Genomic DNA, 16472 nt, shown 5'->3' on the forward strand with positions numbered 1-16472 from the left:
CCTAGAACCCGAATTTGGCCCAAATTGCCCGGGTCTCCAGCGCCGAAATCAGGTCATCCGGCAATCCCCCGATACCGTCGGCCAGCGAACCCGCGCCCGGTGATCTCCGGCCCAAGAGCCCGGCCAGCATTCCGCTTGCCGGCGCGATAAGCGGCGTCAGCACTTTGTCACCATAGCGCTCGCGCAGCGTCGAGCGGAGATCGCCGATTTTGTCCGCAAGGCCGAGCGACACCGATCTCTCGCCCGCCCAGTATTCGCCGGTGAACAGGACGTCGTCGGCCCCCTTGAGGCGTGCACCGCGGCTGCCTTTGACCAGCGCGATGAAGATGGCGTGGATCTCGCGCTGAAGCGTCTTCAGGCGGGCGACGTCATCCGGGTCTTCGGGCAAGAAGGGGTCCAGCATCGCCTTGTGCTCGCCTGCCGTGTAAAGCCGCCGCTCGACACCAATCCTCTTGATCAAGTCCTGAAAGCCGAAACTGCCGCCGACCACACCGATCGAGCCGAGGATCGAGGACGGATCGCAGAATATCTCGTCGCCCGCGCAGGCGATCATGTAGCCGCCGGATGCCGCGACGTCCTCGACGAACACCAGCACCGGCAGTTTCTTTTCCGCAGCAAGCTGCCTGATCCGCAAATAGATCTGTCGCGATTGCACCGGCGAGCCGCCGGGCGAATTGATCACCAGCGCCACCGCCTTGGCGTGTCGGGTGGCGAACGCGCGTTCGAGCGTTTTGGCGATGCCGGCCAGCGTCAGGCCCGGCCGCAATGGCGTCACCGCACCGATGACGCCCGACAGGCGAACCACCGGAACGACCGGGACGTCGCGCCGGAATTTTGCCGGAATGAATCGTTTCATCCTGTCAATGAGGCCCGGCAATCCCGTGCGATCACTTAATTGTTCACTCATGCCGTTACCTCGAATTAACCATTTTTTATCACACCAATGTCATTGGAAAGGCCGGAACGCCTTTTGGCAGGACGCCTTTTGCATCGCAGACGAGAGACTGCAATGGCGCAGCGGAGACTGACATGAAAATCTACCTGCTGATAATGCTCATCGGCAGCCTTCTGACCGCGATTCACTTTACGTCGGCGCCCAAACAACAGTCCGAGACGCTTCCGCAATAGCGAGTAATTGGGAGTTGCGGGCCGACTTTACAGGTTCGCCAACGGCAAGGTTCCCTTCCCGGCCAGAATCTCCTGCACCCTTTTATGGGGCTGACCTTGCTCGTCATTGAGCATCAGGGCGGGATGGATTTGCGTCGGCGCCCGCCCACCCTTGATGGCGCGAACCAGGATGCGATTGGCAGGCCCCCGTGCGTCACCGTGAACCGGCAGCACCTGCAGGCTCCCGAAACCGTGATCGAGCGCCGAGAGCACCTCGGCGATTCCATCGGCACGCCAGATCAGCGTCAGCGCCCCCTTCGATTTGAGAATGCGCCGCGCCGCGTGAATCCATTTCGAGAGCGTTGTTGCGGTCGCCATATGCGCGGTCCCGCGTGCCGTGTCCGGCGAGACGCGATGCCGCGCCGGGTCGTTGAACGGCGGATTCATCAGCACCGCATCGACCCTGTCAGGAAGGAGTCCGGCAGCGGCAAAGGCCGTGGCATCGGCCTCCACGTCAAGCACGATCACGTCGGCTCGAATCGCATTCGCCTCCGCATTGGCGCGCGCAAGGCCCGCCAGCACAGCATCGATCTCGACCAGAACCAGATCGATGCCGGCCACGCGCCTGGCGACCGAAAGCCCCGCGACGCCGACGCCGGCGCCGAGATCGGCCACGCGGTCACCCGGACGGGCTGCCGTCGCTGCCGCCAGCAGCACTGCATCGTGACCGGCGCGATGTCCCGATTTCAGTTGCTTCAAACGCAATTGCCCGCCGAGAAACGCATCCTCGGTGAGTTCGAGGTCAGTCATCGGGGCGCAATTCGTGAGCCAGACCCGCCTCGGCCAGCAACTGGCGGGCTGCGCGATTGTCGTCCTCATGAACCAGGATGCGGCGTGGCAGGATGCCGATCGATCCCTCGATGACGCTCATGTTCTGGTCCAGCACCAGATGATGGATATTGGCGCCGTCGAGCAGCGCGCCGATCGCAGAAACCAGCACGATATCGTTGGTCCTGACCAATTCCCGCAAGTGGTGTTCTCCTTTTCGCCCCGATGCGACGCGGCACCAGGTCTGTCAACTGCTACGTGCCCTTGCCGCGATTGCCGGCACTTTCTATTGTAGAATAAGGATAGTGCGAATTGGCCAAAATTGGAGACCCGTGTGGCGGTTATTGTACCCTTCGAAAGCCCGTCGAACGCTTCGATAGATGCGCTGGTCGGGCTGGTCGCCGCCGACATGGAGCGGGTCAACGCCACGATCCTGTCGCGCACGGGATCGGAAGTCACCATGATTCCGGAAGTCGCCAACCACCTGATCTCATCCGGCGGCAAACGTCTGCGCCCGATGCTGACGCTGGCGATGGCCCAGCTCTCCAACTATTCCGGGGACGGCCATATCAAGCTCGCCGCCGCGGTCGAGTTCATGCACACGGCAACCCTGCTGCACGACGACGTAGTCGACGAGAGCGAACTGCGCCGCGGCAAGCTGTCGGCGCGGATGTTGTGGGGCAATGAGGCCAGCGTGCTGGTCGGCGACTTCCTGCTCGGCCAGGCCTTTCGCATGATGGTCGAGGTCGGCTCGCTGCGTGCGCTCGACATTCTCTCCTCGGCTGCGGCCACCATCGCCGAAGGCGAAGTGATGCAGCTTGCGGCGGCCAAGAACACCGCGACCACCGAGGACGAATACCTCGCCGTGATCAGGGGCAAGACCGCCGAATTGTTCGCCGCCGCCTGCGAAGTCGGACCCGTGATCGCCAACCGCCCGAAGGCCGAGCAGACCGCATGCCGCTCGGTCGGCATGAATCTCGGCATCGCATTCCAGCTCGTCGACGACGTGCTGGACTATGGCGGCAAGGCCGCGAAACTCGGCAAGAACATCGGCGACGATTTCCGCGAAGGCAAGATCACGCTGCCGGTGGTGCTGGCGTTCCGCCGCGGCAATGACAGCGAGCGGAAGTTCTGGATCAAGGCATTGGAGCGCGGCGAGATCGGCGACAGCGATCTCGATCACGCCATCGGCCTGATGACCAAGCACCGCGCGCTGGAGGACACGATCAGCCGCGCCCAGCACTACGGCGCAATGGCCGTTGACGCGCTCGCGCTATTCCCGGCCTCGCCGATGAAAACCGCACTCGAACAGGTCGTGGCGTTCTGTCTGGCGAGGTCACATTGATTCCGCTTCCGTCATACCCCGCGAAGGCGGGGTATCCAGTACGCCGCGGCCTATCGATTCAATCACTGATGTCTCTGGAATACTGGATCACCCGCCTTCGCGGGTGATGACAGCGCTCTGCCCATCCTCCGAGAGAGATCGCATTGAACAGCACCAATTTCACGTTGTTCCTCTTGGCCGCACTCGTCATTGCCGCCGTCCCCGGTCCAGGAATCTTTTACGTCGCCGCACGGACGCTGTCGGGCGGCAAGAGCGCCGGTATCGCGTCGACGTTCGGGACTGCGCTCGGCGGCTTGGTGCACGTGGTCGCGGGCGGGCTTGGGGTCTCGGCGCTCATCCTGGCCAGCGCTGAGCTGTTCACCGCGCTCAAATTCGCCGGCGCAATCTATCTCGTGTGGCTCGGCATCAAGACGTTTCGCGAAGCGCGCGATCTGCTGCCGCAACAAGCCGTCGCGGTCGGTACAGAGCGGGCGTTTCGGGAAGGCGTGCTGGTCGAAGCCTTGAACCCGAAGACCGCGGCGTTCTTCCTGGCCTTCATTCCGCAATTCCTCGACCCGGCCGGCAGCTATCCGGCGCTCCAGTTCATGGCGCTGGGCCTGATCTCGGTCGCGCTGAACACGCTTGTCGATATCATCGTGGTAATGATGGCCGCGACGGCGCGCAGTGGTCTCACGCGCAGGCCGAACTTGCTTCAACGATTGCGACAGGGCTCGGGGCTGTTCATCGCGGGCCTCGGTGTTTCGCTGGCGCTGGCGCGGCGGCCTGCGAGCTAACTCAGCGTTCCCGCATACACCCACCATCCGGGGTGATCGCGCCGGATCTGCTCTGCCGCGCGTCCGGCTTCGACGGTGTTCTCGTAGATCGCAAAGCAGGTGGCGCCGGAGCCGGACATCCGCGCCAGCCAGGCGCCGTTGGTCGCGTTGAGCGCTGCGATGACCTCGCCGATCACGGGCTGGACACGCATGGCGGGCGCTTCCAGATCGTTGGAGCTGGCGGCGAGCGCTTCGACCCAATCCTCCAGCGATGCCTTCTCGTCCGGCCAGCGGTCCCGCAGCAGCACGTCGGTGACACCGACAAGCAATTCGCCGCTGCGGAGGCCCAGCGCATTGAAAACGTCGCGGGTCGCGACGGCAACGCCGGGGTTGACCATCACGCACGGCATTTTCGGCAGACTGAGCGGCTGCAGCGTTTCGCCGACGCCGGCCATGACGCAGCCGCGTGAGTTAACGCAGACCGGCACGTCGGCGCCGGTCAGTTGCGCGACCTCGACGATACGGGGATCGTCGAGCGCGAGCCCGTTCAACTGTGCAAGCAACCGCAGCGCCGCCGCGGCATCGGCCGAACCGCCGCCGATTCCGGCCGCGACCGGCAAGACCTTGTCGAGCGTAAAGCTGCCGACTTTCATGTCCGGTACGCGCTCGGCCAACAGGCGCGCGGCCTTGAGCACCAGATTGTCCGAGGTCTCGCCGCAGGCCTGCGCCAGCGGTCCCGACATCTTCAAATCCAGATCCGAACCCGGCGTCAGCGTCAGCCGGTCGGCGCAGTCGGCGAACGCCACCACGCTTTCGAGATCATGGTAACCGTCGGCACGGCGGCCATTCACCCGCAAGGTCAGGTTGACCTTGGCGCGCGCCTTGTCATTCAACAGCGGCATTGCCGAACAGCCCCCAAAGTCCTTGCCTCAGCCACCCCTACCGTCTTCTTTCTTCTTGTCGGCGGAAGCCGCGGAGGAAGTGTCTTCGGGCAGGCCGTTGGCAATCTTGGCTTCGATCTTCGGCAATTCCTCCGCCTCGGGCTTGAGGTCGCGGGCATGGGCCCACTGGAATTTGGCTTCCAGCGTCCGCCCGACGCGCCAATAGGCGTCGCCGAGATGGTCATTGATGGTCGGATCCTCCGGCTTGAGGTCGATCGCACGCTCGAGATGCTTTACCGCGTCTTCAAAATTGCCGATCCGGTAAAACGCCCAGCCCAGCGAATCCACGATGTAGCCATCATCGGGGCGCTGGTCGACGGCGCGCCGGATCATCTTCATGCCTTCGTCGAGGTTGATGCCCTGGTCGATCCAGGAATAGCCGAGATAGTTCAGGACATGCGGTTGCTCGGGCTGCAGCTCCAGCGCCTTGCGCATGTCGGCCTCGGCCTTGCTCCACTGCTTGGAACGTTCCTCGCAAATGCCGCGATAGTAATAAGTGACCCAGGTGTTCTTGTCCGTCACCCCGGGCATCGCGTCGATCGCCAGCGTATAGGTATTGGCGCAATCGCTGAACTTCTTGCGGCCGCGCTCGATGTTGCCGAGCGCCATGATGGCTTCGATGTCCTTCGGCGCGTCCGCGGTGACGCCTTTCAGGATCTTGATCGCCTCTTCGCTGCGGTCGGCGGCGTCGAGATTGGTGGCGAGCTGGATCTGCGCATTGCGCTTGAGCGGCGAACTGGCCGGCATGCGCTCGTAGACCTTGATCGCCATCTGCGGTTTCTTCACGGACTCGTAGAGATCGGCGAGCGACAACAGCGCCAGCGGATGATTGGGCTGCAGGTAGAGCGCGAGCTGCAGATAGACCAGCGCCAGATCCTCGCCGCCGCGGCGTGTCAGCGTGGCGCCGATGCCATACAGCGCCTCGGCCGCGCCGGCCTGCGCCGAATCGACCAGCGCCGACATCTTCTTGCCGGCCCGGGTCTCGCGCAGGCCTTCCTGCACCAGCGGATGCCGCGGCAACTTCTTGTCGAACGCTTCGTAAATGCCGGCCGCCGCCGCGCCATCCTTGTTGCGAGACAGCCAGCGCGCATAGGCGTCGGACACGCGCAGCATTGAATCGTCGAGTTTGTAGGCGCGCTCGAACCGCGTGCCGGCGTCCTTGTCCTTGCCCGAGATCTCCAGGATCATGCCGGTGTGGAGATCCTTGAAGATCGGATACCATTCAGGCCCGGTCAGCTTGTCAATATTGGCAACCGCGGTCTTGGCATCGCCCGCGCCGTAGCTCGCCCATCCCGACAACAGCGTCGCCACCAGGTCGGTGATCGGTCCGCGGATCGACTGGTTGATGTTGAGCTGCGCGGCCGCATATTTCTTCTGCTTGAGGTCGCGGACGCCGACCACCAGCCGCGCGACGCGGTTCGCCTTGTCCATCGTCAGGATGCGATCGGCGAGCTTGACCGCTTCATCGATGTCGCCATCGGCGAGCGAAGAGATGAAGGCGCGATCCAGGAGTTCGTTGTTCTTCGGATCGGTGCGCAGCGCGGAGCGATAGAATGCCGCAGCCGAGGCCGCATCGCGCTCGACGCTGGCATGGCGCGCGGCGAGATAGCTGCCTGCCGTCGTCAGCGACTTCAGATCGGATTTGGTGGGGAATTGCGCGGCGTTGTCGGCCGTATGTTCGGGCGTCTGGGCCCAGGCCACGCCAGGCGCGGCCAGGCTAGCAACAGTAATTGCGGCGATGGTCCAACGATTCATACGAGTGGAAAGCATCACAGTTCGCCTAGCTCCAGGATGTATGGCGGGATCGTTACGATCGGTCTCGAATGCAAACCCAAGCGGCGGCATCTCAGCCTGCGACAATGCCGCTTTTGGCCTTCAACCGCAAGGATACGGGTTGGCGAATCGATTGGCAGATAGGCCCTTAGGGCTCCGATTTAGCCAGCCCAACCCGGAAACGCTTTTACTGTGGCGGTATCGTGGCCGGAGGCGGTATCACCCTCCTCCAACTCACGCAATCGTGGTCTATACGGCCTCTCTACATGCCCTGGTAATTCGGCCCACCGCCGCCTTCCGGCGGAACCCAGGTGATATTGCCGTTCGGGTCCTTCACGTCGCAGGTTTTGCAATGGACGCAGTTCTGGGCGTTGATCTGGAAGCGCGGACCTGAAGCCTCCTCGACCCATTCATAGACGCCGGCCGGGCAATAGCGGTTCGACGGACCGGCATAGACATCGTGCTCGGATGCCTTCTGCAGGTTCATGTCGGCGACCTTGAGATGAACCGGCTGGTCCTCCTCATGGTTGGTGTTGGAGAGGAACACCGAGGACAACTTGTCGAAGGTGAGCTTGCCATCCGGCTTGGGGTAGGCGATCGGCACATGCGCCTTGGCCGGATCCAGCGTCTTGCGGTCGGACTTGGCGTGCGACTGGGTTCCGAACAGCGAGAAGCCCAGCGTGTTGCACCACATGTCGAAGCCGCCGAGCGCCACGCCGATGATGGTGCCGAATTTCGACCATAGTGGCTTGACGTTGCGGACCCGGTGCAGGTCTCGACCTACGGCGGAATCGCGCCAGGCGTTTTCGTATTCCACCAGTTCGTCATTGGCGCGGCCGGCGCCGAGCGCCGCCGCAACATGTTCGGCCGCGAGCATGCCGCTGCCCATCGCGTTGTGCACGCCCTTGATGCGCGGCACGTTGACGAAGCCTGCCGCGCAGCCGATCAGCGCGCCGCCCGGGAAACTTAAGCGCGGCACCGACTGATAGCCGCCTTCGGTGATGGCGCGCGCGCCGTAGGAGATACGCTTGCCGCCTTCGAACACGGTTCGGATGGCGGGATGCGTCTTAAAGCGCTGGAATTCGTCGAATGGCGAGAGATACGGATCGTCGTAATTGAGATGCACGACGAAACCGACCGCCACCTTGTTGTCGTCGTAATGGTAGAGGAACGAGCCGCCGCCGGTCTTGTTGTTGAGCGGCCAACCGAACGAATGCTGGATCAGGCCCTTCTGGTGCTTGGCGGGATCGATCTCCCAGACTTCCTTCAACCCGATGCCGAATTTCGGCGGCTCGCTTTTCGCGTCGAGCGAGAATTTCGCGATCAGTTCCTTGCTCAGGCTGCCGCGCGCGCCTTCGGCGAACAGCGTGTATTTGCCGAGCAGTTCCATGCCGCGGGTATATGAATCCTTGTGGCTGCCGTCCCTGGCGATGCCCATGTCGCCGGTCGCGATGCCGCGCACCGCGCCGTTATCGTCATACAGCACCTCGGCCGCGGCAAAGCCGGGATAGATTTCGACGCCGAGCGCCTCGGCCTTCGGCGCCAGCCAGCGGCAGACATTGCCGAGCGAGCCGATATAGCAGTGATGATTGTTCATCAGCGGCGGCATTGCGAAGTTCGGCAGCCGGATCGCGCTGGTCGCGGTGGTCCAGTAGAAGCGGTCGTCCTTGACCTCCGTCTTCAGCGGGCAATCGGCGTCCTCACGCCAATCCGGAATCAGCTTGTCGAGCGACACCGGGTCGATCACCGCGCCCGACAGGATGTGCGCGCCGACCTCGGAACCCTTCTCCACCACGACGATGCTGAGATCGGCATCGAGCTGCTTCAGCCGGATCGCCGCAGCGAGGCCAGACGGCCCGGCGCCGACGATCACGACGTCGAATTCCATGGATTCGCGGGGAGGAAGCTCTTCTGCACTCATGATCTGATCTCAGCCCAATTGAGAACGGCTCTAAAGGCTCGTTGTTTCCGATTTTTGCGGGGAGGACAACCATGGAAATGCAATGCGAGGCGTTTCACGCCGGCGCGATCCATACTAGATTGGCATCATGGATTTGATCTCCGAACCCGCGCCTAATGTCAGGCAATTGCTGGCTTTTTATCTGGAGGCCGGGGTCGATTGCGCGTTGATGGAGGAACCAGTCGATCGGCTGACCGAGCCCGCCCCCCCTGCTGCCCCCATCGCTGTCCGCGAGACTGCGCCACCCCGCCCCGTCAGGGAAATGCCCGCCGCGATGCCGGCGGTTCCGCGCAGCGAAATAGCGCCCGCGCCGGAGGCGGCCATCGCGCTTGCGCGCGAGGCGGCGCGAACGGCGCCGACGCTGGAAGCGCTGCGCGCGCTCCTGGAAACTTTCGACGGCTGCGCGCTCCGAAACACCGCGACGCGGCTGGTGTTTGCCGACGGCAACCCGCAGGCGCGCATCATGTTCGTCGGCGAAGCACCTGGACGCGACGAGGACATCGAGGGCCTGCCCTTCGTCGGCCGTTCCGGCAAGTTGCTGGACCGGATGATCGCGGCAATCGGACTGGACCGCAGCAAGGCCTACATCGCCAACGTGATTCCCTGGCGGCCGCCCGGCAACCGGACGCCAACGCCGCAGGAGACGCAAATCTGCTTGCCGTTCATCCAGCGGCAGATCGAACTCGTGAACCCCGACATACTGGTGACGCTCGGCAACCCCTCGACGCAAACGCTGCTGTCGACCCGCGATGGCATCATGAAGACCCGCGGAAAATGGTTCGACTACGACACCGGCACCCGCACGATCCGCGCCATGGCGACGTTCCACCCGGCCTATTTGTTGCGCTCGCCGTCCTACAAGCGCATGTCCTGGCAGGACCTGCGCGCGATCGCAACGGCGCTGGAGCAAGCGAATTAGCTCGTGTCCCGGACGCGGTGCAGCGCCTCTACTGCGCCTTCGGCCGTACGATCGCCCAGCCGATCCGCAGCAATGGCTGGCGGCCGTTCACCATCCATTCGAAGGCGCGCGGCACTTCCGGCACCAGGCCGGGAAAGCGTTGCGCGATATCGGGCGGCGGCGCGCCTGAGGTATCGGAGGCGCGCCAGACCACGACACCGCCGGTTTCGTTGAATTTCGCGACCGACAGCCATGGGGTTCGCTCCGGCGTGGCATCGAGCAACAGATGCGGACGTCCGCTGTTCATGGCGATGAAGCTTGCCAATTGCGGATCGCCAGCGACCGCACGCAGGCGCTGGTTGGTCCGGCGCTCGAAGCTGTCGCCGAAGAAATGCGCGATCGCCTTTGCTGGCAGCGAGGTCGACACTTCGCTCGCGGTCCACGGCAAAAACAGCGTGGCCGCGATCGTCACCAAGGCAGGCGCGACGACCGCCGCCGCCCATGCCGTCCGCAACAGGCGCTGGCGCCGCAGATGGATCAGATCGCCGCTCGCCACGATTACGGCGAGCCCCGACATCAACAAGGCGACGCCCTCCCCGCCGACGACATGATCGAGGTTGAAGATGCCCGCGATCAGGCTTCCGAGCAGCGCCGGCGCAAGCGCAAAGAAATAGACGAAGTCGCGCGCCAGCGGATCGACCGGCGGCCGGTAGATAATCGGCGCCTCCCCGGCATGGCGGGCGAACCGGCCGGAGTTGAGGATCGCCAGCAGCACGATGGCAGACATTGCGAGCACGAGGCCAACGAGTAGCCAGCCCCATTGCAGGACGCGCCCGCCCAGATCGTAGATCGCGGGCCACGGCGGCATCGCGAGCGCATCGGCGCGGAGCAACCAAATCAGATAGGGCAAGACCAGGACGGCGATCACGAGCAGCGCATAGAGCGGATCGAGCGACATCAGCACGCGCCGCCCCCGCGCGGTGGCAACGGCAAATCCGGCGAGCAGCAGCAGCAATCCGAGCGCAGCCGGCGTCGTCAGCAACAAAAGCCCGGCCTCGATCGACCAGGCGAACCAGGCGTTGCGCCGGTTCTGGCCGATCAATTGCCAGGAATGCAGCAAAAGCAGCGCCCATAACGGGCGCGCCAGCACCAGCGGGCCGAACTCGACGCCGGGCGAGCTGAAGGCCACCACCGTCATCGACAGCAGCACCGCGAGCACCGCCTGCTGCCCGCCGACAATCGCGCGGCCCAGTTGATAGTAGATCCAGAAAGTGACGACGGCGCAGACCTGCGCCAACAGATAGACGCCGAACATATGGTTGCCGGCGGCACGAAACGCGATATCGGCGAGCCAGAACGCCAGCGGCGGACCGAGCCATGTTCCGACCTGGTATTCCCGGCCGAAGGCCAGCGCGGTCGCAAGATCACCGGGCGGGCTGCGGTACAGCAGCATCGGCAGGATCAGCCAAATTGCGGCCTGCACCAACACCACGAGCCAGACCACCAGCCGCGGCCGGGCGCGGATCAGTTCGACAACGAGCGATGTGAAGCGCATGAAACGTCCGAATGCCGGGCCGGGCAGCCCTGTCCCCCGACGGTTGATAGAGCGCAGGAGCCGTCGAGGCAACCGATCTCAGATCGTGGCCGAAACCTCGGAAGCAATCTCTCCGTCCACGCTGAAGAGGTCGGGTTCGACCGTCTCTTCGACTGTCTCGGGGAAGTGTTTCAGCCGCGCGGCAATGACGGGTGCAAAAAACCGGCGGTGGTGGATGCTTGGACCGAGGCGGTCCAGCGCCTCGCGGTGTTCCGGCACCGCGTAGCCCTTGTGGGTTTCGAAGCCATAGCCCGGGCAATCCAGCGCCAATGCGCTCATCAGGCGGTCGCGCGTCACCTTGGCGATGATCGAGGCGGCTGCGATCGACACGACAAGGCCGTCGCCGCCGATCACGGCGTCACAGTCGCAGGGCGCATCGATCTTGTCGCGGCCGTCGACGAATACATGCTTCGGCATTTCGGGCAGCGCGCGCACGGAACGCGCCAGCGCCCAGAGCGAAGCGCGCAAGATGTTGTCGCGGTCGATCCGCGCGGGCGAGGCAAAGGCGACCGCAAACGACGAGGTGGCGCAGATCTCCTCGAACAGTTCCTCGCGGCGTTCGGGCGTCAGCCGCTTGGAATCGTCGATGCCTTTGGGGATTCGCTTGGGATCGAGGATGACCGCGGCCGCCACCACCGGACCCGCCAGCGGGCCGCGCCCGGCCTCGTCGCAGCCGGCAACCGGCCAGACGCCGCGCTTGATCAGCGCCCGCTCGCGGCGAAAGCTCGGCGGGGCAAGCGTGATCACGCCCTTGAGCAGCTCGGCATCTTCCTTGCCGGCTTTCTTGGCCGATTTCCCGTCAGATTTCTTGGCAGACTTGTCCCGAATCATGGTCGAGATTCGTGCGCCAGCGCGCGGCGGCGCGCAACCGGGAACCCGGCACAATTCCCGTTATTCAGCGTGACCTCGTCGCCACTCCCCGGCCTCGATCACATAAACGCCCCGGCTGCCGCGCTTGGGCTCCGCAATCGTCTGCCGGTAACGCATTCCGAGCTTCTCGAGGGCATGAATGGATGGCACATTTCTCGGGTCGACGAGTCCGAGCAATCTTTCGCATTTGAGTTGGTCGAACCCGAAAGCGAGCTGCGCCTTCCCAATTTCGGTCGCGATCCCCCGGCCCCATACCCGGCGCGCAAGCACAAACCCGATCTCGAAATCGTTAGTTCCCAACGCATCGCATGGGGACAAGCCGGCAAAGCCGATGATTTCACCCGCAGGCTTTTCGGTCAAAACCGCCATCCCCGTGGGGCTGCCACCGAAGGTGAAGAATCGCCGAATGAAATCCTCGGCAGCCTCCCTTGCCAGCGGCGCCCCGGCGAATGCAAAGCGCATTACATCGCTATCGCCAAGAATCAGATCCTGCAGGACCGGTATGTCCCTTTCAGCCGCAGCGCGCAGAATCAGGCGCGGCGTTGTCAGAATGACGAGCGGCTGCTCTTCCGACGCTGGCGCGGGCTGCTGGTTCATCAAACCGCAATACGGCAATTCACCGGCCGGGAGAAGTGGCGCTGCCGCAACGTCGCGCGTTTAATCCGGCAGGTGCACCCGCCGGTCCTCGCCGACCTCGATACCGGGCGCCACCACGACTTCCCAAATGTGGTTGTCGGGATCGCCGAAATAGCCGGAATAACCGCCGTAATCGGTCTTGTGCGCCGGCTTCAACAGCGACGCGCCGCAGGAGATGGCGAAATCGAGCGCAGCGTCCACCTCCTTTGTAGAGCTGCAATTCCAGGCGAGCGTCGTGCCGCGAAACGTCTTCGGCCGCGGCTGATCCGGCAGCTTGGCGTCGCCGGCGAGTTGATCCCACGGGTAGAGCGCAATCACCGTGCCGCCGGTGTCGAAGAAAGCGACGGCCTCACCGGTTGCGCGCATTTTTCTTGCAAAACCGAGCGCTTCATAAAAGGCGATGCTGGCGCGCATGTCGCTGACGCCGAGCGTGATGACCGTGAACCGGGGGATTGGCCTGCCAGTGCTCATGCAAATCTCCATCCGTCATTGCGAGAAGCGGAAGCGGCGACGTGTCCGCCGTAGCCCGGAGAGCGAAGGCGGAACCAATCCATTCTTCCTTGCTTGGCGCGATGGATTGCGTCGCGGAGCCTGTCATCGGGCGCGCATTCGCGCGACCCGTTGGCTCACAATGACGACAACGACCTAGAACAAACTAAGTTGCTGTCCGCTTCGCTTCGGCTTGACGAAATGATCGGTCGTCAGTTTCGAACGCCGCTTGTTGAGGCCGAGCTTCTCGCAGGCAATTTCGAACCGCCGTCCGATCATCCAGGCCATCGGGCCGGTGCCCTTCATCCGCGTACCCCATTGCGAGTCGTAGTCGCGCCCGCCGCGCATGTCGCGGATCAGGGTGAAGACGTGACGGTAGCGGTCGGGATAATTCGCCATCAGCCATTCGCGAAAGAGGTCGCGCACCTCAAGCGGCAGCCGCAGCAGCACGTAGCTCGCCTCCTTGACGCCGGCGTGAGCCGCAGCATCGAGAATCCGTTCGATCTCGGAATCGTTCAGCGCGGGAATAACGGGTGCGACCATCACGGTGGCAGGGATGCCGGCCTGCGACAATTGCCGCAGCGCCTCCAGCCGCTTCGGCGGCGTCGAGGCGCGCGGCTCCATCGTGCGGGCGAGCTTGGGGTCGAGCGTGGTCACGGAAATCGCGACCTTTGCCAAATGACGCTTTGCCATTCGCTGCAGAATATCGATGTCGCGCGTCACCAGCGCCGATTTGGTGACGATGCCGACGGGATGACCGGCCCGATCGAGGACTTCGAGAATGCCGCGCATGATTTTGTGCTCACGCTCGATCGGCTGATAGGGATCGGTGTTGGTGCCGATCGCGATCATGCGCGGCTCGTAACCGGGCGCCGCCAATTCTTTCTCGAGCAATTCCGGCGCATCCGGCTTGGCGAGCAATTTGGATTCGAAATCGAGCCCGGGCGACAGGCCGAGAAAGGCGTGGGTCGGCCGCGCGAAGCAGTAGACGCAACCGTGCTCGCAGCCGCGGTACGGATTGATCGAGCGGTCGAAACCGATGTCGGGCGAGTCGTTGCGGGTGATGACCTTGCGCGAGGTATCGAGCGATACCGTGGTCTTGAACGGCGGCAGCTCGTCCAGACTCTGCCAGCCATCGTCGAAGGCGACCCGCGCCTCGGCTTCGAACCGGCCGCTGTCGTTGGACTGCGCGCCGCGGCCGCGCCGCCGCTGGCGTTCGATGGCGACCGCGAGTTCGGGAAAAGGTGTCGCACCCGCCGGTTCGGAGGGCGGCTTGACCGGCGGGTGCTTGAGGGCATGAGAGGATGCTCGGCTCATGAAGCGAACATAGCACACACCAAGAACAAATCAAGAACATAACCGACAACAATTCACCGGAAGCGCAAACACCGGCGACGGAGCCGGCGCCCGATGCCGCAAAAATCTGCACGCAAGCGGCTGTTTTGATTGTGACAAGATGATAACTGTGCAGCGTTTTTCACTGCTCGAGCCATCGAAAACCTCACTCATGTTGAGCGTGATCATTCCGACCGAAGGAATAGAACAGCCCGCCGTCGCCACGCTGGCAGCGTTGGTGCCGGGAGCCGCAGCCGGCGTCATCCGCGAGGTGCTGCTGGTCGACCGGGCCGGCAACGGCGTGATCGAACGGGTGGCCGACGTGGCCGGTTGCCGCTTTCTTAAATTCGAGGGAACACGCGCCGCGGCATTGGCCGCCGGGGCGCGGGCGGCACGCTCGCCATGGCTGATGTTCCTGCACGCCGGCGCGGTGCTCGACAGCGGCTGGATCGACGAGACCACACAGTTCATCCAGAACGTGTCGCTCAGCGGCCGGCCGCGCGCCGGCGTCTTTCGCTATGCCCGATCGCCCTATGCCGATACGAGCCTGCGCGACGGCTTGAAGTTCATGGCCCGCATGATTGTCGGACCGTCGGCGGAACAGGGGCTGTTGATTGCCCGCGATCATTATGAGCGGCTCGGCGGCCATGGTGTGGATTCCCGCCGTCCCGAGACGCGGCTACTCCGCCAGCTCGGTCGCGCCTCGCGCACCCAGTTGCGCAGCCGGATCATGGTCGTCGCCTAAAGCGATACGCCGCAGGCCCGACACAAAATATCGAAAACAACCCCATGCAAAGTAGAAGCGGAACGAGCCGGTGCCTCCCCCATGAGAATATACTTGCCAAAGTCAAATATCTATTTGACAATGGCAAATATCGAGGTGCCCGAGGTCCCAGATGAATTCCGAACAAGAAGTCGCGGCAGTTCGCGCCTTCAACCGTTTCTATACGCGCAAGCTCGGGATTATCGAGCCGAAGCTGCTGCATAGCCCGTTCACGCTGCAGGAAGCGCGCATCATCTACGAGATTGCGCATCGCCCGGCCTGCACCGCCACCGACCTCACCCGCGACCTCGGGCTCGATCCCGGCTTCCTGAGCCGCACCCTGCAGGCGCTGCAGCGCCGCCAGATCGTGACGCGAAAGCCCTCAAAGGATGACGGCCGCGTCAACGAACTCTCGCTGACCGCCAAAGGCCGCGCCGCCTCTGCCGAGCTCGAGCGCCGCTCGCGCGAGGAGGTCGGAAGCCTGCTCGCTTCGCTCGAAGACAGTCAGCGCGCCGCTGTCGTGCAAGCGATGACGACCATCGAGCAGGCGCTGGAACGGCCCACGGCGAAGCCAGCCGCCTTTCTCCTGCGCAGCCACCGGCCCGGCGACATCGGCTGGGTGATCTCGAGCCAGGCAAAGGCCTATGCCGAGGAGTATGGCTGGGACATCAGCTACGAGGCACTGGTCGCCGAGATCTGCGCGCAATTCATCAAGACCTATGACGCTTCGCGCGAGCATTGCTGGATCGCCGAAGCTGGCGGCGAGCCGGTCGGCTCGATCTTTCTGGTGAAGGGCAGTGATGACGTCGCCAAGCTGCGGCTGTTGCTGGTGGAGAAAAAAGCGCGCGGGCTCGGCGTCGGCCGCGCGCTCGTCGAGCAATGCGTCCGCGCGGCGCGCGAGAAAGGCTACAAGAAAATGACGCTGTGGACCCAAAGCATCCTTGTCGCCGCGCGAGGTATCTATCAGGCCGCGGGCTTCCGTCGCGTCAACGAAGAGCCGCACCACAGCTTCGGCGTCGATCTCGTCGGCGAAACCTGGGAGCTGGAACTGTGAAGCCCGGGCGCCGCGATACCTCGCGGCGCGTCACGCCGGAATTGCTCGCGTTCCATACCAGGCACGCGCATCAATTGCGCGTCGAGGGCCTGGCATAACATGTGGCGTGCGTTATGGGCGTTGCTGG

16 protein-coding genes are annotated in these 16472 nt (G+C 63.8%); 5 read left to right on the forward strand and 11 right to left on the reverse strand.

Going from position 1 to position 16472, the window contains the following annotated elements:
- Window position 1: 1 nt before the first annotated feature.
- The 3 genes from V1290_RS11030 to V1290_RS11040 form a co-directional block, all read right to left on the reverse strand.
- Window positions 2–907 carry a S49 family peptidase gene (locus V1290_RS11030; protein WP_334364432.1) on the reverse strand — a complete coding sequence of 302 codons (906 nt, stop codon included), beginning with the start codon at window positions 905–907 and terminating at the stop codon, window positions 2–4.
- Between the two features lie 248 nt (window positions 908–1155).
- Window positions 1156–1917 (reverse strand): tRNA1(Val) (adenine(37)-N6)-methyltransferase, encoded by a 762-nt coding sequence (locus V1290_RS11035; protein ID WP_334364433.1) that lies wholly within the window; start codon window positions 1915–1917, stop codon window positions 1156–1158.
- The gene (locus V1290_RS11040) at window positions 1910–2137 is read right to left on the reverse strand and encodes a putative signal transducing protein (RefSeq protein WP_028346935.1); all 228 of its coding nucleotides are present in this window, start codon (window positions 2135–2137) and stop codon (window positions 1910–1912) included. Before V1290_RS11040 ends, V1290_RS11035 begins: the two co-directional genes overlap by 8 nt.
- Window positions 2138–2269: 132 nt before the next feature.
- Here V1290_RS11040 and V1290_RS11045 point away from each other — a divergent pair, with 132 nt between their 5' ends.
- Entirely contained in the window at window positions 2270–3280 is a 1011-nt protein-coding gene (locus V1290_RS11045) for a polyprenyl synthetase family protein (protein WP_334364434.1), read from the forward strand.
- Window positions 3281–3423: 143 nt separating this feature from the next.
- Window positions 3424–4053 carry a LysE family translocator gene (locus V1290_RS11050; RefSeq protein ID WP_334364435.1) on the forward strand — a complete coding sequence of 210 codons (630 nt, stop codon included), beginning with the start codon at window positions 3424–3426 and terminating at the stop codon, window positions 4051–4053.
- Here V1290_RS11050 and V1290_RS11055 read toward each other — a convergent pair.
- The 3 genes from V1290_RS11055 to V1290_RS11065 all read right to left on the reverse strand — a co-directional run bounded on the left by V1290_RS11055 (window position 4050) and on the right by V1290_RS11065 (window position 8667).
- On the reverse strand, window positions 4050–4934 hold the full coding sequence (locus tag V1290_RS11055) for a 4-(cytidine 5'-diphospho)-2-C-methyl-D-erythritol kinase (protein WP_334364436.1): 885 nt from the start codon (window positions 4932–4934) through the stop codon (window positions 4050–4052). The genes V1290_RS11050 and V1290_RS11055 overlap by 4 nt on opposite strands.
- Window positions 4935–4961: 27 nt before the next feature.
- Window positions 4962–6743: a tetratricopeptide repeat protein gene (locus V1290_RS11060; protein ID WP_334364437.1), complete on the reverse strand. Its 1782-nt coding sequence runs from the start codon at window positions 6741–6743 to the stop codon at window positions 4962–4964.
- 265 nt (window positions 6744–7008) lie between these two features.
- On the reverse strand, window positions 7009–8667 hold the full coding sequence (locus tag V1290_RS11065) for an electron transfer flavoprotein-ubiquinone oxidoreductase (RefSeq protein WP_334364438.1): 1659 nt from the start codon (window positions 8665–8667) through the stop codon (window positions 7009–7011).
- A gap of 133 nt (window positions 8668–8800) precedes the next feature.
- Here V1290_RS11065 and V1290_RS11070 point away from each other — a divergent pair, with 133 nt between their 5' ends.
- On the forward strand, window positions 8801–9625 hold the full coding sequence (locus tag V1290_RS11070) for a uracil-DNA glycosylase (protein WP_334368993.1): 825 nt from the start codon (window positions 8801–8803) through the stop codon (window positions 9623–9625).
- A 28-nt stretch (window positions 9626–9653) separates the two neighbouring features.
- Here V1290_RS11070 and V1290_RS11075 read toward each other — a convergent pair whose 3' ends face one another.
- The 5 genes from V1290_RS11075 to V1290_RS11095 form a co-directional block, all read right to left on the reverse strand.
- Entirely contained in the window at window positions 9654–11159 is a 1506-nt protein-coding gene (locus V1290_RS11075; RefSeq protein ID WP_334364439.1) for a glycosyltransferase family 39 protein, read from the reverse strand.
- Between the two features lie 78 nt (window positions 11160–11237).
- Complete coding sequence (locus V1290_RS11080) at window positions 11238–12029, reverse strand: ribonuclease HII (protein ID WP_334364440.1); 792 nt, start codon at window positions 12027–12029, stop codon at window positions 11238–11240.
- A 60-nt stretch (window positions 12030–12089) separates the two neighbouring features.
- Entirely contained in the window at window positions 12090–12665 is a 576-nt protein-coding gene (locus V1290_RS11085; protein ID WP_334364441.1) for a GNAT family N-acetyltransferase, read from the reverse strand.
- Between the two features lie 60 nt (window positions 12666–12725).
- Window positions 12726–13175 (reverse strand): VOC family protein, encoded by a 450-nt coding sequence (locus V1290_RS11090; protein WP_334364442.1) that lies wholly within the window; start codon window positions 13173–13175, stop codon window positions 12726–12728.
- A gap of 174 nt (window positions 13176–13349) precedes the next feature.
- Window positions 13350–14510, reverse strand: a complete 1161-nt coding sequence (locus tag V1290_RS11095) for a PA0069 family radical SAM protein (protein WP_334364443.1) — start codon at window positions 14508–14510, stop codon at window positions 13350–13352.
- A 190-nt stretch (window positions 14511–14700) separates the two neighbouring features.
- On the opposite strand from V1290_RS11095, the gene V1290_RS11100 reads away from it, so the two are divergent.
- Together V1290_RS11100 and V1290_RS11105 are read left to right on the forward strand one after the other, a co-directional pair.
- Window positions 14701–15273 (forward strand): glycosyl transferase, encoded by a 573-nt coding sequence (locus V1290_RS11100; protein WP_334364444.1) that lies wholly within the window; start codon window positions 14701–14703, stop codon window positions 15271–15273.
- A gap of 151 nt (window positions 15274–15424) precedes the next feature.
- Window positions 15425–16345, forward strand: coding sequence for a bifunctional helix-turn-helix transcriptional regulator/GNAT family N-acetyltransferase (locus tag V1290_RS11105; RefSeq protein ID WP_334364445.1), 921 nt, complete (start codon window positions 15425–15427; stop codon window positions 16343–16345).
- Window positions 16346–16472: the final 127 nt, after the last annotated feature.

It is taken from the genome of Bradyrhizobium sp. AZCC 1578, assembly GCF_036924675.1.
GTDB lineage: Bacteria > Pseudomonadota > Alphaproteobacteria > Rhizobiales > Xanthobacteraceae > Bradyrhizobium.

Excerpts from the sequence above, each read along its gene's own strand:
- V1290_RS11030 (WP_334364432.1), bottom strand. The coding sequence starts at position 907 with ATGAGTGAACAATTAAGTGATCGCACGGGATTGCCGGGCCTCATTGAC.
- V1290_RS11035 (WP_334364433.1), bottom strand. The coding sequence starts at position 1,917 with ATGACTGACCTCGAACTCACCGAGGATGCGTTTCTCGGCGGGCAATTG.
- V1290_RS11055 (WP_334364436.1), bottom strand. The coding sequence starts at position 4,934 with ATGCCGCTGTTGAATGACAAGGCGCGCGCCAAGGTCAACCTGACCTTG.
- V1290_RS11060 (WP_334364437.1), bottom strand. The coding sequence starts at position 6,743 with ATGCTTTCCACTCGTATGAATCGTTGGACCATCGCCGCAATTACTGTT.
- V1290_RS11065 (WP_334364438.1), bottom strand. The coding sequence starts at position 8,667 with ATGAGTGCAGAAGAGCTTCCTCCCCGCGAATCCATGGAATTCGACGTC.
- V1290_RS11075 (WP_334364439.1), bottom strand. The coding sequence starts at position 11,159 with ATGCGCTTCACATCGCTCGTTGTCGAACTGATCCGCGCCCGGCCGCGG.
- V1290_RS11080 (WP_334364440.1), bottom strand. The coding sequence starts at position 12,029 with ATGATTCGGGACAAGTCTGCCAAGAAATCTGACGGGAAATCGGCCAAG.
- V1290_RS11085 (WP_334364441.1), bottom strand. The coding sequence starts at position 12,665 with ATGAACCAGCAGCCCGCGCCAGCGTCGGAAGAGCAGCCGCTCGTCATT.
- V1290_RS11090 (WP_334364442.1), bottom strand. The coding sequence starts at position 13,175 with ATGAGCACTGGCAGGCCAATCCCCCGGTTCACGGTCATCACGCTCGGC.
- V1290_RS11095 (WP_334364443.1), bottom strand. The coding sequence starts at position 14,510 with ATGAGCCGAGCATCCTCTCATGCCCTCAAGCACCCGCCGGTCAAGCCG.
- V1290_RS11100 (WP_334364444.1), top strand. The coding sequence starts at position 14,701 with ATGTTGAGCGTGATCATTCCGACCGAAGGAATAGAACAGCCCGCCGTC.
- V1290_RS11105 (WP_334364445.1), top strand. The coding sequence starts at position 15,425 with ATGAATTCCGAACAAGAAGTCGCGGCAGTTCGCGCCTTCAACCGTTTC.